Consider the following 19,426-nt stretch of genomic DNA (forward strand, 5'->3'; position numbering starts at 1 on the left):
CTTTTTATTAACGAGGATGAATAATCTAATGAAAAAATCTTTGCTATTCATTGCCCTAGCCGTTGCCTTAACGGGCTGCGCGTTTAAAGACAAAGCCAAAAAGGTCAAAATTGATAGCGATACGATTGCCGCGCAAAATTGGTCCAACGACCAGCTTTACAATGAAGCCCGCAGCGAGCTCAACGCTAAAAATTACGACCGCGCCAACAAGCTCTACGAAATCCTGCGCGCGCGCCAAGCCCCCGGGCGATACACCGAGCAATCGCTGTTGGATGCCGCCTACGCGCATTACAAAAACGAAGAGCCCGCCAAAGCCCTAGCCTTGCTGTCGCGCTTTGAGCATAACTACCCCGCCAGCATTGACATGGACTACGCCTTGTATCTGCGCGGTTTGGTGCTGTTTGACGAGGACCAATCGTTTTTACGCAAACTCGCCTCGCAAGATTGGTCGGACCGCGACCCGCAAGCCAACCGCCGCGCCTATCGCGTGTTCAACGAATTGGTTACCCGCTATCCCGACAGCAAATACGCCGAAGACGCGCGCAAACGCATGGCACAGCTGGTGGACGCTTTGGGCGGGCATCAAATCGCCATCGCCAAATACTACGCCAAACGCGGCGCATACCTAGCCGCCAACAACCGCGCGCAGGAAGTCATCAAGCAGTTCCAAAACACGCGCTTTGTGGAAGAGGCACTGGCCATCATGGCGTACACCTACGGCAAAATGGGCAACGAGCAATCCGCCAACGACACCAAACGCGTGTTGCAGCAAAACTTCCCGCAAAGCCCCTATTTGCAACAAGAATGGAAGCCCGACGATATGCCTTGGTGGCGTTATTGGAAGTAATCCGTTGCCCGATGCAATAGGCAGCCTGAAACAAAAACAGTTGGGTGCGATGCCCGACTGTTTTGTTGTCCGATAAAGGATTTTAGCTTCGCAGAAGCTCGCAAACTCGCTTTCAGGCTGCCTCCGATGCGGCGCATCAATCTCCTTCAAAGGCAGCCTGAAAACCACCCCCGATTCAAAGACAGTAAACCGCCATGAAAAAATCCCTATTCCTCGCCCTAGCGCTATCCGCCGCATTCGCCTATGCCGCGCCTGCTGATGATGATAACGCCGCGCCCGCCAACAACGCCCAATACGGTCAAACCATGAGCCAAATCAGCGCCGATTTGCAAGAAGGGCGTGCCGAAGCCGCGTTTGCCAAAGTGCAGCCGCTTGCCGAGCAAGGCTATCCCGAGGCGCAATACATTCTCGGCACGATGTACCACGACGGCGAAGGTGTCGCGCCCAGCGCCATCAAAGCCGCCCAGTGGTACCGCAAAGCCGCCGCGCAAACCGGCAACGAAGCCGTGTCGCGCTTGGCGCAAGAAGCGTTGGACGATTTAACCCACCCTAGCGCCGGCGGCAGCCAAGAGTAAACCGCGTTTCAGGCTGCCTCACCCCGCGCTTTGTCGCGCGCAACGGCAGCCTGAAACCCAAACCGCGCGCAAAATCGTTTACAATACGCCCCAAAATCTTAACCCGAATTCACATCATGCCCACCGCTCCCGATATTGCCGACTGCATCCACCAGAACCTCGCCCAATACTTCCGCGACCTAAACGGCGAAACCCCTTGCGGCGTATACGATATGGTATTGGTGCAAGTGGAAAAACCGCTGCTGGCATATGTGCTGCGCGAATGCGGCGGCAACCAATCCAAAGCCGCCGACATGCTCGGCTTAAACCGCAACACGCTACGCAAAAAGCTGTTGCAGCACCAGTTGATTGACTAAACCCAAGGCAGCCTGAAAACGCCCCGCGCAGATTTTCAGGCTGCCTTTAATATTGTGTAAACATGAATAAAATCATTATTCTAACGCTGATTGCCCTGCTCGCCGCCTGCTCGGTTTTGGAAACAGGCGTGAAAACCGAAACAGGCGAAAAGCTGCGCCTGCAAGCGTATCGGCAGCGATAAGGCAGCCTGAAAATGGAATTATTTGCTTACGCCCTTGTGTTCATTGTTTTGCTGTTTGCCATTATCCAAGCCATCAGCAGCGAAAACGCGCCTAAACATACGACTAAACACCGAAAATCCAAATCGTCGCCAGCCAATAAAAGGCAGCCTGAAAATATGGCTACGCGCCAAAATGTTCAGCAGTCGCCAGCCAACAAAAAGCAGCCTGAAATCGCAAATATCAACATCAAAAAAGGAGCGGTAGGCGAGCAAATTATCAAAGTGGAAGCATTGGGCAAACTAGACCGCAGCCAGTATCACTATTTTCACAATCTCATCATCCCGCACAATGGCGCAACCACGCAAATTGATAACATCATCGTATCGCCGTTTGGCGTGTTTGTGATAGAAGCCAAATATTATGAAGGCTGGATTTTTGGCGGAAAGCAGCAAAAAACATGGTGGCATACCAAATCCCGTTACGAAAAATATCCGTTCACAAACCCCTTGCACCAAAACTACGCCCACATCAAAGCCTTAGAGCAACTGATTAGGCAGCCTGAAAACCGATTTCACTCCATTGTTGTGTTCACGCATCGTGATTGCCAACTACGCACCGAGCTGCCCGCCAATGTTTGCTTAACCAAGCAATTTATCCCCTATGTTCAACAGTTTACAAAAACTATTATCGTGCCCGAGCAAATTCAGCGTATCTGCAAAATCCTATCCCAATCCGAATGGGAGGCTACGCCCGAGCGATTAGCGCAACACATCCAATCGCTCAACCACCGCCATTAACCCCAAAGGCAGCCTGAATCCCCCTTTCCCCCAACCCTTTTTAAAGGAAAAAACATGCCCCGCATCCAACGCGCCCTTATCAGCCTGTCCGACAAAACAGGCATCGTCCCCTTTGCCCAAGCCCTGCACGAAATGGGCGTAGAAATCCTGTCCACCGGCGGCACCGCCAAGCTGCTTGCCGATGTCGGCATCCCCGTGATTGAAGTGGCGGACTACACGGGCTTTCCCGAAATGCTGGACGGCCGCGTCAAAACCCTGCACCCGAAAATCCACGGCGGCATACTCGGGCGGCGCGATTTGAGCGACCACGCCGCGCAAATGGCGGAACACGGCATCGGCAATATTGACCTTGTGTGCGTCAATCTCTACCCCTTTGCCGCCACCATCGCCAAAGCAGGCTGCACGCTGGAAGACGCGATTGAAAACATTGACATCGGCGGCCCGACCATGGTGCGCTCCGCCGCCAAAAACTGGAAACACGTCGCCATCGTTACCGACAACAACGATTTTGACAGCGTAATCAACGAATTAAAACTTTCAGGCTGCCTGTCGGACAAAACCCGCTTCAACCTTGCCCGCAAAGCATTCAGCCACACCGCGCAATACGACGGCATGATTTCCAACTATCTCACCAGCGTGTCGGACGAAAAATTATCGGGCGAACCGGAAATCAGCATCTTCCCCGCCCAGTTCAACCAAAGCTGGCTCAAAGTGCAGGAAATGCGCTACGGCGAAAACCCGCACCAGCAAGCCGCGTTCTACCGCGACGTTTATCCGTTTTCAGGCTGCCTCTCCAACTACACCCAGCTGCAAGGCAAAGAATTGTCGTACAACAACATCGCCGATGCCGATGCCGCTTGGGAAGCCGTCAAATCATTTGACGCGCCCGCCTGCGTGATTGTGAAACACGCCAACCCCTGCGGCGTGGCGGTTGCCGACAGCCCGCTCGCCGCCTACCGCCTCGCCTATGCCACCGACACCACCAGCGCGTTCGGCGGCATCATTGCGTTTAACCGGGAAGTGGACGGCGCAACTGCCCAGCAAATCACCGACAACCAATTTATGGAAGTGATTATGTCGCCCGCGTTCACCGCCGATGCGCTGGCAATTTTAGCCGCCAAGAAAAACGTGCGTGTGCTGCAAATCCCGCTGCTCGCAGGTGCAAACCGCTTTGAATTGAAGCGCGTGGGCGGCGGCTTGCTGGTGCAAACGCCCGACATCCACCGCATCGCCCGCGAAGATTTGAAAGTCGTCTCCCAACGGCAGCCCAGCGAGCAGGAATGGGCGGATTTGCTGTTTGTTTGGAACGTGGCGAAATTTGTGAAATCCAACGCCATCGTGTTCGGCAAAGGCGGGCAAACCTACGGCATCGGCGCAGGGCAAATGAGCCGCGTGGACAGCACCCGCATCGCCGCCCGCAAAGCGCAAGACGCAGGCTTGGATTTGCACGGCGCGTGCGCGGCATCGGACGCCTTCTTCCCCTTCCGCGACGGCGTGGACGTGATTGCCGAGCAGGGCATCAAAGCGATTATCCACCCCGCAGGCTCGGTGCGCGATGAAGAAGTGTTTGCCGCAGCGGATGAACACGGCATCGCCATGGTGGTAACGGGCGTGCGTCATTTCCGCCATTAAGCGGCAGACAAAAGGCAGCCTGAAAACGGCGAATGCAATTTTCAGGCTGCCTTTGCATGGCGATAAAGAAATCAATCCGCCATTTTTGGCGGAAGTGGAATCATGGCTGATCCAGCATCAATGGATCGGCTAGCGGTTCAAATGTTGCCATGCCTGCGCCGATCACAAGGCAGCCTGAAAACAAACGAAGCCCAAACGCGCGCCCAAAATGGTTTTCAGGCTGCCTATTCGCCCTAAAAGGAATCTTATGCACAACTCCCTTTCTTCCATCATCCATTTGCCTAGCCCCATTGAGGGCAGCTTTTTTACCGCCAATTGGACAGCCCCGCGCCATGTGAAAACGCTGATGACTACGCGCAACGGCGGCATCAGCAGCGGCGCGTATCACAGTCTAAATGTGGGCGCGCACGTGGGCGATAAGCCCGAACACGTCGCCGAAAACCGCGCGTATGTGCAAACGCAAGTGCCTGTTCCCATTGCCTATTTGCAGCAAACGCACAGCACTATTGTGGTTCAGGCTGCCGACAGCATTGCCGCGCCGCTCAACGCCGATGCCTCGGTGGACGCGAGCGGCAAGGTGGCTTGCGCGGTGATGACGGCGGATTGCTTGCCCGTGTTGTTTTGCGACCGCGCGGGCACGGTGGTGGCGGCGGCGCACGCGGGCTGGCGCGGCTTGGCGGATGGCGTGTTGCAAAACACCGTTGCCGCGATGGGCGTGCCCGCGGTGGAAATCATGGCGTATTTTGCCCCCGCGATTGGCGCGGAATCGTTTGAAGTGGGGCAGGATGTGTTTGACGCGTTTTGCACGGGCAACCACGCGGCAGAGCGGATGTTTGCACCGATTGGCGGCGGCAAATATTTGGCCGATATTTACGGCTTGGCGCGGCTGATTTTGCAACGCGAGGGCGTAACACAGATTTTTGGCGGCGAGCATTGCACCGTGTTGGAACGCGAAACCTTTTTTTCCTACCGCCGCGACGGCGCGACAGGGCGCATGGCGAGCATTATCTGGTTGGAAAACGAAGCGTAAGCAGCGGATAAAGGCGCGGAAGCCGATGATGGATTTTCAGGCTGCCTCGGCAAGCGGCGCAGCAGTATTGATGGTCTGAGGCAGCCTGAAAATAGGTTTGGCATGACGCAAATGCCGTTGAAACCAATTCGCACATAAAACACCGCACCATAAAACAAAAAGGACGTAATCCATACGTCCTTTTTTGTCGCGCCCGTTATGCCGCAAATTCGTCCAAAAAATTTTTCAACATTTCATGCCCGTGTTCGGTGAGCAAGCCCTCGGGGTGGAACTGCACGCCTTCGATGGCGTAATCGCGGTGGCGGATGCCCATAATGGTGCCGTCTTCCGTCCACGCCGTGATGTGCAGATGCTCGGGCAGGCTGGCGCGGTCAATCACCAGGCTGTGATAGCGCGTGCAAACCACAGGGTTGGGCAAGCCTTTGAACACGCCTAAATTTTCGTGAAACACGGGCGAAGTTTTGCCATGCATCAAGGTGTTGGCGCGAACCACCTTGCCGCCAAACGCTTCGCCGATGGTTTGATGCCCCAAGCACACGCCCAAAATGGGGATTTTGCCCGCGAAATGCCGCATCGCCGCCACCGAAATCCCCGCTTCTTTGGGCGTGCAAGGCCCCGGGCCAATCACCAGATAGCGCGGGTTCAGCGCGGCGATTTCGGCTAAGCTGACGGCATCGTTGAAGCGCACGGATACGTCTTGCCCCAGCTCGCCGAGATATTGAACGATGTTGTAGGTGAAGCTGTCGTAGTTGTCGATAAATAAAAGCATTTTGTAACCTATTGATTTTATATTTTATTTAATGGCTGCGTTGGGTTTCCCCGCATTGCCGTTGCGCAAATTATCGCGCATTTGCTGCCAATTGGCTTGCACTTTGCCTTTGCCCGCAGCGTTTAAATCGGCTTGGGTTTTGCCCCAATCCGCGCCGCGAAGTTCTTGCGATTTGTCCCAAGTTCGTTCTGTATGTGTGCTGCCGCATGCGGCAAGGCTGAGCGCGGCAACCGCGGCAACAATCAATAATTTCATGGCATAACCTTTAACTGAACGGTTTGAAAATAACGGTTTGAAAATAATCGGAGTAGGGCGTATCGCCGCCATTATATCAGCCGTGCATGAGCCTGCGGTTATCGGCAAGTGCGTTTTCAGGCTGCCTCAGCAGTCATTTTTCCGCTGTATGATCATTGGGCGGCTGGCGCAGATTATCCTGAGCCATGCGGCTTCGCTCTGCTTGACGGCGGATTAGATAGCCTGCGAAGCGTGCGAGTTTGCTTTGCATCCGAGCACTCCGCATAAAAACAAATATTTAACAAACGGCAACATTCCAAACCGATGCCTTAACATTAACTTGCAAACTTAGCATAAATAATAATAATAATTTGTATTTCTCGTGCAATTATTTTACAATTCAGCCCGTAATTGTTGCACCGATTAACATTTCCCTACAAAACCCAACAAAGGAAAAAACATGAAAACCAAATTGAAACTGGCTTCCCTCGCAGCCGCATTGCTCTGCTCTGTCCCCGCTTTCGCCGACATCACCGTTTACAACGGCCAGCATCCCGAAGCCACCAAAGCGCTCGTTGCCGCCTTTACCCAAGACACGGGCATCAAAGTAACGCTCAACAGCGGCAAAGGCGCGCAGTTGGCGGGGCAGCTTAAAGAAGAAGGAGCAAAAAGCCCTGCCGATGTTTTCTATACCGAGCAGACCGCCGCGTTTGCCGATTTGTCCAAAGCGGGTTTGCTGGCGCAGATTCCTGCCAATGTGATTGCGCAAACCGCGCAAAAAGGCGTGCCGACCGCCGCTAAAAAAGACTGGATTGCGTTGAGCGGTCGTGCGCGCGTGGTGGTTTACGACCGCACCAAATTAAGCGAAAAAGACTTCCCCAAATCGGTATTGGATTTCGCCACCCCCGCTTGGAAAGACAAAATCGGCTATGTGCCGACTTCGGGCGCGTTTTTGGAACAGGTGGTCGCCATTGTGAAAATGAAAGGGCAGAAAGCCGCGCTTGACTGGCTGAAAGGCTTGAAAGCCTATGGCAAACTGTATGCCAAAAACAGCGTGGCATTGCAGGCGGTAGAACGCGGCGAAGTGCCTGCCGCGTTGATTAACAACTACTACTGGTACTCGCTGGCGAAAGAAAAAGGCGCGGCCAACCTCAATTCTCGCCTGCACTTTATCCGCCACCAAGACCCCGGCGCATTGGTTTCCTATTCGGGCGCGGCGGTGTTGAAATCTTCTAAAAACCAAGCCGAAGCGCAAAAATTCATCGCCTTTATGGCAGGCAAAAAAGGACAGGAAGTCTTGGCTGCCGCCCGCGCCGAATATCCGCTGCACGCAGGCGTGAAATCAGGCTTTGATTTGGAGCCTTACGCCAAACTGGAAGCCCCCGTCGTATCGGCTACCACCGCCGAAGACGAAGCCTTGGCGAAAAAACTCATCGAGGCCGCCGGTTTGAAATAAGCCTGCCGCCGGTAAGCCGAAATGCCCTTTGCCGCAAAAGGGCATTTTTTGCGGCAGCCGTTATCCGCCCTTGAAACCCGTTTTGAAAGAAAGCCCGATTTGAAACACCCCCGCCCCCCTCTGTGGCTGATGCTGACCGCAGTTTTCATCAGCCTGCCGCTGCTGCTGCCTTTCCTGTATCTGATATTCCGCAGTTATGAAGTCGGGCTGGAACGCAGCATCGAATTGCTATGGCGGCCGCGCATGGCGGAGCTGCTGCTCAATACGCTTTACCTGATGGTGGGCGTAACCGCCGTGGCAGTTACCGTCGGCACGGTTTGTGCGTTTCTGCTGGAACGCTGCCGTTTTTGGGGCAAACCGTTTTTTCAGACGACCGTTGCCCTGCCGCTGTGCATTCCCGCTTTTGTGAGCTGTTTTACTTGGATTAGCCTGACTTTTCGCATGGAAGGGCTGTTCGGCACGATTGCCATTTTGAGCCTCAGCTACGCGCCGCTCGCCTATCTGCCCGTTGCCGCCGCGCTCAAACGGCTCGACCGCTCCTTGCAGGAAGTCAGCCTGTCGCTGGGCAAAAGCCCTGTGCAGACATTTTGGTTTGCCGTTTTCCCCCAGCTCAAACCCGCCATCGGCAGCAGCATTCTGCTGATTGCACTGCACATGCTGGTGGAGTTTGGCGCGGTGGCAATTTTGAACTACCAAACCTTCACCACCGCCATTTTCCAAGAATACGATATGTCTTTCGACAACAATACCGCCGCGTTGCTTTCGGCCGTATTGATGCTTATCTGCTTTATCGTGGTGGGCGGCGAAATGCTGTTTCGCGGCAAAGCCAAGCTGTTTCACAGCGGCAAAGGCGTGATTCGCCCCTATCCCGTGAAAACGCTCACAGGCTGGCAGCAGGCCGCCGCGGTGTTGTTTTTAACGGCGTTGTTTGCGGTCAGCATCGGCGTTCCGGTCGGCACGCTGGCTTATTGGCTGGTTGAGGGCAATTCCAAAAACAGCCTCGACAGCCTGTCCGACTTCGCGGAAGCCTTCGGCAACTCGCTGATGATGTCTTCGCTCGGCGCGCTGCTAACCGTGGACGCCGCCCTGCCGCTGGTGTGGTGCGCGGTGCGCTACCGCAGCAGGTTCACCCTGTGGCTCGATCGCCTGCCTTTTCTGCTGCACGCCGTGCCCGGGTTGGTTATCGCGCTGTCGCTGATTTATTTCACCATCAACTACGCCTATCCGCTCTACCAAACCTTTGCCGTCATCATCGCCGCCTATTTCATCCTCTACCTGCCGGTGGCGCAGACAGCTTTGCGCAGCCCGATTGAGCTGCTTCCCGAAAACATGGAAAAAGTCGGGCAGAGCTTGGGGCGCGGCAACATTCATATTTTCCGCACGCTGGTTGTCCCCGCCATGCTGCCGGGCATTACCGCCGCGTTTGCGCTGGTGTTTCTCAACCTGATGAAGGAACTCACCGCCACCCTGCTGCTCACGCCCAACGACATCAAAACCCTGTCCACCGCCGTGTGGTCGTACACCAGCGACGCGCAATACGCCGCCGCCGCACCCTACGCCGCCATGCTCATCCTGTTTTCGGGCATCCCCGTGTTTCTACTGAAAAAATATGCCTTCCAATAACATGAATCCCGTTCTGCACATCCGAAACCTGAACAAAACCTTCGGCACCACCGCCGCGCTGCGCGACATCAATCTGGAACTGCGGCAGGGCGAAATGCTGTTTCTGCTCGGCCCTTCAGGCTGCGGCAAAACCACCCTGTTGCGCGCCATCGCCGGCTTCGAGCAGCCCGACAGCGGCGAAATTTGGCTCAAAGACCGCTGCATTTTCAACAGCCGCTTTTCCCTGCCGACACAACAGCGGCGCATCGGCTATGTGGTGCAAGAGGGCGTGCTGTTCCCGCACCTTTCGGTTTACCGCAACATCGCCTACGGCTTGGGCAACGGCAAAGGCAGCAGCCCGCAGGACAGGCAGCGCATCGAAGCCGTGATGTCGCTCACCGGCATCGGCGAACTCGCCAACCGCTTCCCCCACCAGCTTTCGGGCGGTCAGCAGCAGCGCGTCGCCCTCGCCCGCGCCCTCGCGCCTGAACCCGAGCTGATTTTGTTTGACGAACCGTTCAGCGCGCTCGACGAACACCTGCGGCAGAAAATCCGCCGCGAAATGCTGCACGCCCTGCGCCAAAGCGGCACGTCCGCCATCTTCGTTACCCACGACCGCGACGAAGCCCTCAGCCATGCCGACCGCATCGCCGTGCTTTCAGACGGCCGCATCCTGCAAACCGACACCCCGCGCCGCCTCTATTGGTCGCCCAGCAGCCTCACCGCCGCGCAGTTTATCGGCGACAGCATTGTGCTGGACGCACAGCGCAGCAGCGATGGCACGCAGGCGCAATGCGCCCTCGGCACATTTCCGCTGGCCGCCGCGCCGCAAACGCCGTCCGAACATCCCATTGAAGGCAAACTGCTCGTCCGCCCCGAACAGTTTGTTTTGACGGAAACAGCCAACGTGCCGCCGCACAGCACGCAGCCCGTGTTCGGCGCGAAAGTGGAAAGCATCGAGTTCAAAGGCCGCTATACCGCCGTTGCCCTCAACATCAACGGTGTCTGCTTCACGCTCGACACCGTGCACGCGCCGCCCGTTTGCAGCGGCGACACCGTGCGGCTCGCGTTTGAAGGCACGGCTTTGTTTTTCCCCCCGCAGCAGGAATAAAGCCAAGCCAAACAGCCGCAGCAACGCAGATTATCTGCACCGCTGCGGCTGTTTTGCGCTTGGTTGGCGGATATTACATAAATAGGCAGCCTGAAAACGCCTCATCCCGTTTTCAGGCTGCCTTTGGTTGTGCTGATAAAGCCAAGGCAGCCTGAAATCATGTTTCCCATTTTCAGGCTGCCTTTTATCCCGCCCATATAGGCAGCCTGAAACGCAGTTCAGCGTAGCTAAAACCCACCCGCTACACCCGCTCGTCCCAATCCTTCTCCCCATTCAACATCGCCTGCACCACCTCTTTCACCCGCGCATCTTGTCGTCTGGCTTCGTCCATCATCGCCTTGTTGGAGAACGCCCCTGCCTCGGGGTCGTAGAGCAACGCCATTTTTTTCATGCCGTTTCTATCCATGCGGTAGAAAATATTGCCCGCACATTCTGCCGTGTCGCGCGGCAAGCCGAGAAATTCCAACGCCCGCTTGCCCGCGCGCACGCCCGAGTCAAACGTTTCGCGGATAATTTCGTCTGCGCCCGCGCGGTGCAATTCAAATGTTTGCATGCGATCGTACGCGCGGGCAACGATTTTAATCTGCGGATTGGCTTCGCGGGCAAAGCGCACAATCTGCACCGCCTCCGCTTTGTTATCAATCGCTACCACCAGCACCGTGGCTTTTTCAATGCCTGCCGTGAGCAGCAATTCAGGGCGCGAGCCGTCGCCAAAATAAGTTTTCACGCCGTATTTTTCCATGCCCGCAATCAGGTTTTCGTCTTTATCAATAATCGTGAGCGCGAAGCCTGCCGCGTCCAAAATGTAATACACTATCTGCCCAAATCGCCCAAAGCCAATTTGCAACACGGCGCGTTGCTCGTCTATCGCATCGTCTGGGCGCGTGGCGGCGGCTTTTTTCGGCAGCTTGCTGTGCACAATCAGCAGCAGCGGCGTGAGCACCATAGACAGCACCACAATCGCCGTCATATTGGCGTTGTTGGCATCGCTAATCACGCCCTGCGCGTTGGCATCGGCAAACAACACAAAGGCAAATTCGCCGCCCTGCGCCATCAGCATCGCGCGTTCCAACGCTTCATCGTGGCTGCTCTTTGCCAACCGCGCCACCGCGTAAATGCACACCGCTTTGCCCGCCATCAACGCCAGCACGCTCGACACAATCACGCCCCAATTTTGCGCCACCACATTCAAATCCAACGACATACCCACGGCAAGGAAAAACAGCCCCAGCAGCAGCCCGCGAAACGGCTCCACATCGGCTTCAAGCTGGTGGCGAAAATGCGATTCCGACAGCATCACGCCCGCCAAAAACGCGCCCATCGCCATAGACAGCCCGCCTTTTTCCATCAACACGCCCGCGCCCAATACCACCAGCAACGCTGCCGCCGTCATCACTTCCCGCGCCTTGCTGCGCGCCAACACACTAAACAGCGGATTCAACAGCCAACGTCCCGCCGCCACAATAATCGCCACGCTGCCCAACGCCTTGCCAATGTCCAGCCATAGCGGCGTGCTGCTTTCAATGCGCACGGGCGACAAAAACGCCACAATCGCCAAGAGCGGCACAATCAGCAAATCTTCAAACAGCAAAATAGACACGATTTTCTGCCCAGACGATGTGCCCAGCTCGTTGCGCTCGCCCAGCACCGACATCACAATCGCCGTGGACGTGAGCACAAAGCCCGCCGCGCCCACAAACGACACCTGCCACGAAAAGCCAAACGCCATGCCCACCGCCGTGAGCAACGCCGCCGCAATCACCACCTGCAAACTGCCCAGCCCAAAAATCTGCCGCCGCAAATACCACAAATGCGACGGCTTCATCTCCAAGCCAATCACAAACAGAAAAATCACCACCCCCAGCTCCGCAACGTGCAAAATCGTTTGCCCGTCCGAAAACAGCCCCAGCCCAAATTTGCCAATCGCCAGCCCCGCCGCCAAATAGCCCAGCACCGAGCCCAGCCCCAGCCGTTTAAACAGCGGCACCGCCACCACCGCCGCGCCCAACAGCGCGACAATATGCGGCACGTCCATTCCATGTTGTGTTGCAGACATTGCTATTCCTTGTTGTGATTGAAATTCAAAAGGTTAAGGCAGCCTGAAAGCGAGATTTGCCGTTTCAGGCTGCCTTGAATGGGGTGGGATTATAGTGGATTTTGGTTGGTTGATTTTGGTTCGCGCATTGGCGGCGAGGGTTTAGGCAGCCTGAAAACCAGCCGTAGGGTGTGCAGCTTGGCTGCGCACGCGGTTTCAGGCAGCCTGAAATCTTTACAAAACCTAAAAAACTACAACCTTATAAATTCGCTTTCAGGCTGCCTTAAAACCGCTTAACTTATCCCGCCACATGAACCACCTGCGTTTCAAACGTCGCCAGCGGCATACACGCTTTTAAATCCGCTTCAATACACGCAAGCGCGTCCAGCCGCATTGCCACGCTGGTTTGTGCATTGCCCTGAATCACAAACAACACATCTTGCGTGTGTTCGTCCAGTTTGTAGTGTTCGGAATCGCGCACGTCCAGCCACGCCATGATGCCTTGCGTGTCGCGGTAGATGAAATCGGTTTCGGCAACGTGTTTGGCGGTGGAGGCAATCGGCAAAAAAAGTGTCTTCCTTGCCGCACACGGCAAAGCTGAGCGGAAAGGCGACCTTGCGGAAATCGTGCGCGCCAATCGCCAGCAGCGATTGCAGGGCGGCGAAATTGTAAATATCCACAATGCTGTTCACGCGCGGAATATTGCCGCGCCGCTGGATGTTTTTCAGCAACGCCAAAATGGTGGGCGGGTTTTTCTTCGCGCTTCTGCCCACCTTGCCCAGCATCTCCGTGTATCCCGCCACAACGGGGTTGCGTGCGATGTCGTCCGCATCGGCTTGCAATGCCCATTGTTCTTTTTCGCACAACTTTTGCTCAAAGGCTTCTCCTAGCGGCGCATTGGGGTTGAGATGGCGCGCGATGCCGATAACGACATCGGTGATGCCCAGCGCCGCCATGCTTTTGTCTACGATGATTTCCATGCTTCGTTCTCCTCAGTAAAAATAAAAAAGCGCGTTTCAGGCTGCCCATTGCCCTATTTTTGCCCGGGCAGGCGTTTCGCCGCCTACCGCGAGCAGGGGCAAACCCCTGCACCCCCGTGCCATTTTACCATCGGCGGCAATCATCAAGGCAGTCTGAAACGCTGTTCTCCCTGTTTCAGGCTGCATCATTGGCGAGATGGTTGCTTGATTGTTCCAACGGTAATTGCCAACCATTGCTAGCCGTTTCCCCAAAATTTTAGGCAGCCTGAAATATCATTTTCAGGCTGCCTTGGGCGGTTACAAATATTCCCGTTCTGTTGCCAGCAAATCGTCCATCGTTTCACGGCGGCGCACCAAGCGGCTGTTGCCTTGCTCGTCAATCATCACTTCCGCTGCGCGGCAACGTGCATTGTAATTGCTCGCCATGCTGGAAGCGTATGCGCCCGCGCTGCGAATCGCCAAAATATCGCCTTGCGCCGCGCCAATTTGCCGCTCCTTGCCGATAAAATCGCCCGTTTCGCAAATCGGTCCAACAATATCGGCGGTGATTTGGGGCGCATCGGGGCGGGATACGTTTTCCACCGCGTGATACGCCTGATACAGCGCGGGGCGCATCAAATCGTTCATTGCCGCGTCCACCACCACAAAATTTTTCTCTTCGCCGTGTTTCACATATTCCACGCGCGTGAGCAGCACGCCTGCGTTGCCCACCAAGCTGCGGCCGGGTTCTAACACCAGCGACAAGCCACGCGCTTTGAGCAGCGGTTCAACGGCTTGCGCGTAGGCGTGCAAATCGGGCGTGTGTTCGTCTTTATAGACAATGCCCACGCCGCCGCCCAAATCCAAATGTTGCAGCGCGATGCCTTGCGCGGACAGCTTGTCAATCAGCGCAATCAGCCGCTCGCAGGCGGCAATCAGCGGCGATAGGTCGGTGAGCTGCGAGCCGATGTGGCAATCCACGCCGATGATTTTGATGTGCGGTAGGCTGGCGGCGCGTTGATAGGCTTGCTCGGCATCGCGCATGGCAATGCCGAATTTGTTGGCTTTCAGCCCCGTGGAGATATAGGGGTGGGTTTTCGCGTCCACATCGGGGTTGATGCGGAAGGAAATCGGCGCGATTTTGCCCAGCCGCCCTGCCACATCGTTGAGCCGTTCTAGCTCGGGCAGGCTTTCCACGTTGAAGCATTTGATGCCTGCGTTCAGCGCGTATTCCATCTCGGCTTCGGTTTTGCCTACGCCTGAAAAGATGATTTTGCTGGCATCGCCGCCTGCTGCCAACACGCGGGCAATTTCGCCTGCGGACACGGTGTCAAAGCCGCTGCCAAGCTGGGCAAAATGGCGTATCACGCTTAAATTGCCGTTGGCTTTGACGGCGTAGCACACCAGCGGTTGGCAGCCTGAAAACGCGGTTTGGTAGGCGGCAAAGGCGGCGGTGAGCGCTGCTTGGTGGTAAACGTAAAGCGGAGTGCCATATTGGGCGGCGAGTCGTGGGTAGTTAGTGTTGTTCATGTTGCGTGCTTTCTGGTTGAGGGTCGCTTGGGGTGCGGATAAAGTCGTTAGGGTCGGCAGCGGGCGCGGCAGGCTCGGATGCGCTGCGGCGGAAGTCTATGCCTGTTTGGATGACACCGAATTTGTTTTTGTCGTTTTCTTTGGGCAGATAAAGGTCGCCTTTGAAGCCGCAGGCGGTAAGGGCGAGGGTGAACAGGGTTAAGGCTAGGGGGAGTTTGGGCATGGGATGTCCTTTGGGCGGGATAAGGGGGTATGGAATGAGGGGGTTGAATGATGGCGGGAAAATTAAATTGAGGCAGCCTGAAAAGGGCGATAAGGCATTGGGGCGGGCGGTTCAAACGGTGCCACGCGCTTTTGCGTTTTCAGGCTGCCTTTTATTGCCACTCTCGGCTTTCAATAAAGCCATCCGTTGTTTTGTGTTCCTTCACATAGGCAATCATTTCATCTATCACTTGGTGATTAGAAACCCTGCCTGCTAATACCGCTTCATCTATCTTTCTGCTTTGTTCTGTTTTTTCAAATCCTTCAAGCGCAAATAGGGCATCCACTTGCTTGATGGCTTCGCGCATTTCTGCTTTTTCGGCTTCTGTTAAATGTAGCATTTTTGAGGACTCTTTTTGGGACGGTTGGTTGATGAAAATCTGCTTTAAGGCAGCCTGAAAACGTGTTTTCTGCATTTTCAGGCTGCCTCACCTCATCGCGCGGCGGTATATCTTTTTGCTTACATTATCGCGCGGCGGTTTTCCAATATTGCTGCACGGCATCGGCGATGGCGATGGCGAAGCGACGGCGCTGGTTGCTGTTGCTGAGTTGTTTTTCTTCGTCGGCGTTGGATAGGAAACCCAGTTCAATCAACACGGACGGCACGTTAATCGAGCGCAGCACCACAAAATCGGCGGTTTCCACGCTGCCTTTGCGCAGCTTGGTGAACTTGCCGAATTGGGCGAGCAGCAGTTTGCCGAATTTTGCGCTGTCGGTGCTGGTTTGGGCTTGCATCATGTCGCTGATGATGGCGTTGACATTTTTGTTGCCGACATCGGGCAAGCCGTCAATTTTGTCGGCGGCGTTTTCGGCGAGGGCGATTTGGCGGGCTTGTTCGCTGTTTGCCTTGCCCCACACATACACATCTACGCCTTGGCTGGCGGGAGATGCGGATGCGTTGGCGTGGATGGAGATGAATAAATCGGCTTTGGTGCGCTGGGCAACGGCGCGGCGTTCGGCGAGCTTGATAAAGTTGTCGCCGCTGCGGGTCATGTGCACGGTGTAGCCTTTGGCTTGAAGCTGGCGTTTGGTTTCCAGCGCGGTGGCGAGTACTACGGATTTTTCGTGGATGCCTGTGGTGCCTGTTGTGCCAGGGTCTTTGCCGCCGTGTCCGGCATCCAGCACGATAACGGGTTTGCGGTTGGTTTTAGGGTTGCCGCTTGGCTGGGGTTCGGTGGCGGGCGGTTGAACGGTTTGCGGCGGCGTGGCGGGTGGTTGCGCGCTTTGGGCTTGCTGCTGTCTGCTGTTGAGCAAGTCCATCAGCGGGTCGTCGCCGATGGCGGATGCGGGGGCTTCGTTGGCGGGCGGGCGTGGCGCGGAGGCTTTGGGCGGCGGGGTTTTGCCGGGGCTGGGCGGGGCGGCGATGGCTTCGTTGCCCAAATCGATTTGCAATCGGTGTTTTAGGCTGCCTGAGGGGGGAAGAGCGATGAATTTGGGGACGGTGGTTTGTTTGAGGTCGAAGACGATGCGCGTGGTGGTGGCGTTTTTTTGCCCGATACGTGCGCTGCTGATGTAGGGGTCGTTGGTTTTGATGGATTTGGGCAGGGCGGCTAGGGCGTTGTTGTTGGCGATGTCTGCCATATCGATAACGAGGCGGTTGGGCTTGTCCAGCAGGAAATAGGTGTATTTGAGCCGTTGCGCGCTTTCTAGGGTGATGCGGGTGTTTTTGCCGCTCGGGGTGATTTTGCCTGATAGGAAGCTGTTGGCGGCCGCCGCCCATGCGTTGCGGACGATGTAGGTGTTGGCGAGGAGGGCGAGCAGGGCGCGGCGGCTTATTTTTGCCATTGGTCAAGTTCCTTTTGGGCGGCGGGGGTGCAGGCTTGCAGGGTGCATTGCCGCCCGTTGTCGCGGGGTTCCAGTTGGATGATGTAGTCGGGGGCGGGGGCGTATTCGCCGCCTTGCCCGGCCCATTCAATCAGCACGATGCTGTTGGGAATCAGGTCGTCCAGCCCTGCGTCCAGCCATTCTTCGGGGCTGGTGAAGCGGTATAGGTCAAAATGATGGACGGTGGTTTGCGGCAGGGCGTAGCTTTCTACGATGGCGTAGGTGGGGCTTTTGACTGCGCCTGTGTGCCCCAAGCCGCGCAGTAAGCCGCGCGTGAAAGTGGTTTTGCCTGCGCCGAGGTTGCCTTGCAGGTGGATGACAACGGGGGGGCGAAACAGGCTGGCGGTGCGCTCGCCAAAGGCTAGGGTGGCGGCTTCGTCGGGGAGGAATCGGGTGTGGTGCATGGGATGGGGGCAGGGGATTTTTAGGGGGTGGATTATAGTGATTTGGGCGGTGTGCGGGCAAGTTTCAGGCTGCGTTTGTTGTTTTTGGGCGGGGCGGGCGGTTGTTTGGGTTTGGGCTTCGCTGAAACTCGCTTGGTTTGTTTTCAGGCTGCCGCAGCGTGGTTGTGGTAGGGCGGGGTGGATTGCGCGGATTGCGCCTGGTGTGCAAAGCAAAGGCGCTGCGGCAGCCTGAAAACGGGTTGGGGCGTTACCGCGCCGCTTTGCATGCGGGCTGCCTTTGTTGTTTTCATGCTGCTGAGGCAGCCTGAAAAGGGTGGAAAACCCGTTTTCGCCAAACGAAAATGTTTGCCTTTTGTTAAAATCCTGTTATATTGCGTTAAGACTGTGTGATGCGGCCTTTCTTTTTTCTTGTTTTGATAACCCTGTTTTTAGAATGAATAAAAATGAGTAATACACAAAAATCGGCATTTGTTGCCACTGGTTTGATGCTGTTCGCGCTGTTTTTTGGTGCGGGCAATTTGATTTTCCCTGCCCTGATGGGGCAGCAATCGGGCAGCGCGGTGTTTCCTGCGCTGAGCGGTTTTTTGATTACCGGCGTGGGCTTGCCCCTGATGGGCGTGATTGCGATTGGCTATTCTGGCTCGCGCGATGTGCAGGATTTGGCTTCGCGTGTTGCGCCGTGGTATGGCGTGGCGTTTTCGGTGTTGCTGTATTTGTCGATTGGTCCGCTTTTTGCCACCCCGCGCACCGCAACGGTGTCGTTTGAAATCGGCGTGGTGCCCTTTTTGGGCGATGTGTCTGAAAGCGCCAAACAAATCAGCTTGGCGGTTTTTGCGGCGGTGTTTTTTGGTTTGTCGTATTGGCTGTCGATTTCCCCCGGCAAACTGGTGGATCGGATTGGCAAAATCTTAACCCCGGCTTTGCTGCTGGCGATTGCGGTGTTGGTGCTGACCGCCGCGGCGAAACCGATGGGCGCGTTGCAAACGCCTGCCGAAGCCTATCAGGCGGGCGCATTCACCAAAGGCATCATCGAGGGCTACGGCACGATGGATGCGCTGGCTTCGCTGGTGTTCGCCATCATTGTGATTGACGCGATTCGCAGCATGGGCGTTACCGATACCAAGCACGTTTTAAGCCTGACCACGCGCGCAGGCTTGGTGGCAGCGGGCTGCTTGGCGCTGGTGTACATTTTCATCGCCTACATGGGCGCAACCAGCGTGGCAGGCTTGGGCATGCAAGAAAACGGCGCGAGCGTGTTGTCTAAAAGCGCAGAGTTTTACTTTGGCTTGGGCGGCAAGGTTTTGCTGGCGGTGATTGTGTTGCTGGCGTGTTTGTCCACATCGGTGGGCTTGATTACCGCTTGCGGCGAATACTTTAACCGCCTGATGCCGCAGCTTTCGTATCACAAATGGGTGGTGATTTTTACGCTGGTGTCGTTTGGCTTTGCCAACTTCGGGCTAAAAGAGATCATCAAATTATCCATTCCTGCGTTGATGCTGCTTTATCCGCTCACCATGGCGATTATTATTCTGGCGTTTTTGCATCCGCTCTTTGGTGGCAAGCGCGTGGTTTACATCACCACCATGCTGGCAACAGGCGTGATGGCGCTGTTTGACGGCTGGAAAACGTTTGAAAGCTTTATGGAGATGAAATCGGGCTTTGTGAGCAATTTGGATAATTTTTTCAGCGCGAATCTGCCGCTGTACGGCTCGGGCTTGGGCTGGTTGCTGCCTGCGGTAGTGGGCTTTGCGCTGGGATTTGCCATCAGCAAACTGGCTAAGTAATCAGCCGCTTTTAAAGGCAGCCTGAAACGGGAAATCCGTTTCAGGCTGCCTTTAAATA

At 55.8% G+C, this 19,426-nt stretch carries 21 protein-coding genes and 1 pseudogene; 11 read left to right on the forward strand and 11 right to left on the reverse strand.

Annotation, left to right across the window (positions count from 1 at the left end; all coding sequences use genetic code 11):
• Positions 1–28: 28 nt before the first annotated feature.
• Positions 29–847: an outer membrane protein assembly factor BamD gene (locus H3L93_RS04665; RefSeq protein ID WP_040558637.1), complete on the forward strand. Its 819-nt coding sequence runs from the start codon at positions 29–31 to the stop codon at positions 845–847.
• Here the strand turns inward: H3L93_RS04665 and H3L93_RS04670 are convergent.
• On the reverse strand, positions 835–984 hold the full coding sequence (locus H3L93_RS04670; RefSeq protein ID WP_155803138.1) for a hypothetical protein: 150 nt from the start codon (positions 982–984) through the stop codon (positions 835–837). The two genes, H3L93_RS04665 and H3L93_RS04670, sit on opposite strands and share 13 nt — an antisense overlap.
• 57 nt (positions 985–1,041) lie before the next feature.
• Here H3L93_RS04670 and H3L93_RS04675 point away from each other — a divergent pair, with 57 nt between their 5' ends.
• The 5 genes from H3L93_RS04675 to pgeF all read left to right on the forward strand — a co-directional run bounded on the left by H3L93_RS04675 (position 1,042) and on the right by pgeF (position 5,399).
• The gene (locus tag H3L93_RS04675) at positions 1,042–1,422 is read left to right on the forward strand and encodes an SEL1-like repeat protein (RefSeq protein WP_003796285.1); all 381 of its coding nucleotides are present in this window, start codon (positions 1,042–1,044) and stop codon (positions 1,420–1,422) included.
• Between the two features lie 116 nt (positions 1,423–1,538).
• A complete protein-coding gene (locus H3L93_RS04680; protein ID WP_003796283.1) occupies positions 1,539–1,778 on the forward strand; it encodes a Fis family transcriptional regulator in 240 nt (79 codons plus the stop codon).
• 194 nt (positions 1,779–1,972) lie between these two features.
• Positions 1,973–2,737, forward strand: a complete 765-nt coding sequence (locus H3L93_RS04685) for a nuclease-related domain-containing protein (protein WP_003796278.1) — start codon at positions 1,973–1,975, stop codon at positions 2,735–2,737.
• Between the two features lie 54 nt (positions 2,738–2,791).
• On the forward strand, positions 2,792–4,369 hold the full coding sequence (gene purH / locus H3L93_RS04690) for a bifunctional phosphoribosylaminoimidazolecarboxamide formyltransferase/IMP cyclohydrolase (RefSeq protein WP_003796276.1): 1,578 nt from the start codon (positions 2,792–2,794) through the stop codon (positions 4,367–4,369).
• Positions 4,370–4,616: 247 nt separating this feature from the next.
• On the forward strand, positions 4,617–5,399 hold the full coding sequence (pgeF, locus tag H3L93_RS04695) for a peptidoglycan editing factor PgeF (RefSeq protein WP_040558635.1): 783 nt from the start codon (positions 4,617–4,619) through the stop codon (positions 5,397–5,399).
• A 196-nt stretch (positions 5,400–5,595) separates the two neighbouring features.
• Here the strand turns inward: pgeF and H3L93_RS04700 are convergent, their stop codons facing one another.
• Complete coding sequence (locus tag H3L93_RS04700; RefSeq protein WP_003796272.1) at positions 5,596–6,168, reverse strand: aminodeoxychorismate/anthranilate synthase component II; 573 nt, start codon at positions 6,166–6,168, stop codon at positions 5,596–5,598.
• Positions 6,169–6,192: 24 nt separating this feature from the next.
• Entirely contained in the window at positions 6,193–6,423 is a 231-nt protein-coding gene (locus H3L93_RS04705) for a hypothetical protein (protein WP_040558633.1), read from the reverse strand.
• Between the two features lie 439 nt (positions 6,424–6,862).
• Here H3L93_RS04705 and H3L93_RS04710 point away from each other — a divergent pair, with 439 nt between their 5' ends.
• The 3 genes from H3L93_RS04710 (at position 6,863) to H3L93_RS04720 (ending at position 10,571) form a co-directional block, all read left to right on the forward strand.
• Positions 6,863–7,858 carry an iron ABC transporter substrate-binding protein gene (locus tag H3L93_RS04710; RefSeq protein WP_003796265.1) on the forward strand — a complete coding sequence of 332 codons (996 nt, stop codon included), beginning with the start codon at positions 6,863–6,865 and terminating at the stop codon, positions 7,856–7,858.
• A 99-nt stretch (positions 7,859–7,957) separates the two neighbouring features.
• Positions 7,958–9,481 (forward strand): ABC transporter permease, encoded by a 1,524-nt coding sequence (locus H3L93_RS04715; RefSeq protein ID WP_211204734.1) that lies wholly within the window; start codon positions 7,958–7,960, stop codon positions 9,479–9,481.
• Between the two features lies 1 nt (position 9,482).
• Positions 9,483–10,571, forward strand: a complete 1,089-nt coding sequence (locus H3L93_RS04720; RefSeq protein ID WP_211204738.1) for an ABC transporter ATP-binding protein — start codon at positions 9,483–9,485, stop codon at positions 10,569–10,571.
• A 241-nt stretch (positions 10,572–10,812) separates the two neighbouring features.
• Here H3L93_RS04720 and H3L93_RS04725 read toward each other — a convergent pair whose 3' ends face one another.
• Complete coding sequence (locus H3L93_RS04725) at positions 10,813–12,627, reverse strand: monovalent cation:proton antiporter-2 (CPA2) family protein (RefSeq protein WP_050755570.1); 1,815 nt, start codon at positions 12,625–12,627, stop codon at positions 10,813–10,815.
• Positions 12,628–12,705: 78 nt separating this feature from the next.
• Here H3L93_RS04725 and H3L93_RS04730 point away from each other — a divergent pair, with 78 nt between their 5' ends.
• Positions 12,706–12,903, forward strand: coding sequence for a hypothetical protein (locus H3L93_RS04730; RefSeq protein ID WP_003796257.1), 198 nt, complete (start codon positions 12,706–12,708; stop codon positions 12,901–12,903).
• 1 nt (position 12,904) lies between these two features.
• On the opposite strand, the gene H3L93_RS13115 is transcribed toward H3L93_RS04730, so the two are convergent.
• The 7 genes and pseudogenes from H3L93_RS13115 to tsaE form a co-directional block, all read right to left on the reverse strand.
• Complete coding sequence (locus H3L93_RS13115; RefSeq protein ID WP_246313998.1) at positions 12,905–13,171, reverse strand: hypothetical protein; 267 nt, start codon at positions 13,169–13,171, stop codon at positions 12,905–12,907.
• 97 nt (positions 13,172–13,268) lie between these two features.
• Positions 13,269–13,586: pseudogene (locus tag H3L93_RS13470) on the reverse strand (B3/B4 domain-containing protein); the annotation flags it as partial.
• Between the two features lie 297 nt (positions 13,587–13,883).
• Positions 13,884–15,095 (reverse strand): diaminopimelate decarboxylase, encoded by a 1,212-nt coding sequence (gene lysA, locus H3L93_RS04740; protein ID WP_003796252.1) that lies wholly within the window; start codon positions 15,093–15,095, stop codon positions 13,884–13,886.
• Positions 15,082–15,318 carry an LPS translocon maturation chaperone LptM gene (lptM, locus tag H3L93_RS04745; protein WP_003796249.1) on the reverse strand — a complete coding sequence of 79 codons (237 nt, stop codon included), beginning with the start codon at positions 15,316–15,318 and terminating at the stop codon, positions 15,082–15,084. The genes lysA and lptM overlap by 14 nt, the downstream gene beginning before the upstream one ends.
• Positions 15,319–15,469: 151 nt before the next feature.
• On the reverse strand, positions 15,470–15,772 hold the full coding sequence (locus H3L93_RS04750) for an antitoxin VbhA family protein (protein WP_003796246.1): 303 nt from the start codon (positions 15,770–15,772) through the stop codon (positions 15,470–15,472).
• A 49-nt stretch (positions 15,773–15,821) separates the two neighbouring features.
• On the reverse strand, positions 15,822–17,141 hold the full coding sequence (locus H3L93_RS04755; RefSeq protein WP_003796244.1) for an N-acetylmuramoyl-L-alanine amidase: 1,320 nt from the start codon (positions 17,139–17,141) through the stop codon (positions 15,822–15,824).
• Positions 17,129–17,584: a tRNA (adenosine(37)-N6)-threonylcarbamoyltransferase complex ATPase subunit type 1 TsaE gene (gene tsaE, locus H3L93_RS04760; protein ID WP_003796242.1), complete on the reverse strand. Its 456-nt coding sequence runs from the start codon at positions 17,582–17,584 to the stop codon at positions 17,129–17,131. Before tsaE ends, H3L93_RS04755 begins: the two co-directional genes overlap by 13 nt.
• Positions 17,585–18,027: 443 nt before the next feature.
• On the opposite strand from tsaE, the gene brnQ reads away from it, so the two are divergent.
• Positions 18,028–19,368, forward strand: a complete 1,341-nt coding sequence (gene brnQ / locus H3L93_RS04765; RefSeq protein ID WP_182077706.1) for a branched-chain amino acid transport system II carrier protein — start codon at positions 18,028–18,030, stop codon at positions 19,366–19,368.
• Positions 19,369–19,426 lie beyond the last annotated feature (58 nt).

The sequence above is a fragment of the Kingella oralis genome, from assembly GCF_014054985.1.
Classification (GTDB): Bacteria; Pseudomonadota; Gammaproteobacteria; order Burkholderiales; family Neisseriaceae; genus Kingella_B; species Kingella_B oralis.

Excerpts from the sequence above, each read along its gene's own strand:
- H3L93_RS04665 (WP_040558637.1), top strand. The coding sequence starts at position 29 with ATGAAAAAATCTTTGCTATTCATTGCCCTAGCCGTTGCCTTAACGGGC.
- H3L93_RS04670 (WP_155803138.1), bottom strand. The coding sequence starts at position 984 with ATGCGCCGCATCGGAGGCAGCCTGAAAGCGAGTTTGCGAGCTTCTGCG.
- H3L93_RS04675 (WP_003796285.1), top strand. The coding sequence starts at position 1,042 with ATGAAAAAATCCCTATTCCTCGCCCTAGCGCTATCCGCCGCATTCGCC.
- H3L93_RS04680 (WP_003796283.1), top strand. The coding sequence starts at position 1,539 with ATGCCCACCGCTCCCGATATTGCCGACTGCATCCACCAGAACCTCGCC.
- H3L93_RS04685 (WP_003796278.1), top strand. The coding sequence starts at position 1,973 with ATGGAATTATTTGCTTACGCCCTTGTGTTCATTGTTTTGCTGTTTGCC.
- purH (WP_003796276.1), top strand. The coding sequence starts at position 2,792 with ATGCCCCGCATCCAACGCGCCCTTATCAGCCTGTCCGACAAAACAGGC.
- pgeF (WP_040558635.1), top strand. The coding sequence starts at position 4,617 with ATGCACAACTCCCTTTCTTCCATCATCCATTTGCCTAGCCCCATTGAG.
- H3L93_RS04700 (WP_003796272.1), bottom strand. The coding sequence starts at position 6,168 with ATGCTTTTATTTATCGACAACTACGACAGCTTCACCTACAACATCGTT.
- H3L93_RS04705 (WP_040558633.1), bottom strand. The coding sequence starts at position 6,423 with ATGAAATTATTGATTGTTGCCGCGGTTGCCGCGCTCAGCCTTGCCGCA.
- H3L93_RS04710 (WP_003796265.1), top strand. The coding sequence starts at position 6,863 with ATGAAAACCAAATTGAAACTGGCTTCCCTCGCAGCCGCATTGCTCTGC.
- H3L93_RS04720 (WP_211204738.1), top strand. The coding sequence starts at position 9,483 with ATGAATCCCGTTCTGCACATCCGAAACCTGAACAAAACCTTCGGCACC.
- H3L93_RS04725 (WP_050755570.1), bottom strand. The coding sequence starts at position 12,627 with ATGTCTGCAACACAACATGGAATGGACGTGCCGCATATTGTCGCGCTG.
- H3L93_RS04730 (WP_003796257.1), top strand. The coding sequence starts at position 12,706 with ATGGGGTGGGATTATAGTGGATTTTGGTTGGTTGATTTTGGTTCGCGC.
- lysA (WP_003796252.1), bottom strand. The coding sequence starts at position 15,095 with ATGAACAACACTAACTACCCACGACTCGCCGCCCAATATGGCACTCCG.
- lptM (WP_003796249.1), bottom strand. The coding sequence starts at position 15,318 with ATGCCCAAACTCCCCCTAGCCTTAACCCTGTTCACCCTCGCCCTTACC.
- H3L93_RS04750 (WP_003796246.1), bottom strand. The coding sequence starts at position 15,772 with ATGCAGAAAACACGTTTTCAGGCTGCCTTAAAGCAGATTTTCATCAAC.
- H3L93_RS04755 (WP_003796244.1), bottom strand. The coding sequence starts at position 17,141 with ATGGCAAAAATAAGCCGCCGCGCCCTGCTCGCCCTCCTCGCCAACACC.
- tsaE (WP_003796242.1), bottom strand. The coding sequence starts at position 17,584 with ATGCACCACACCCGATTCCTCCCCGACGAAGCCGCCACCCTAGCCTTT.
- brnQ (WP_182077706.1), top strand. The coding sequence starts at position 18,028 with ATGAGTAATACACAAAAATCGGCATTTGTTGCCACTGGTTTGATGCTG.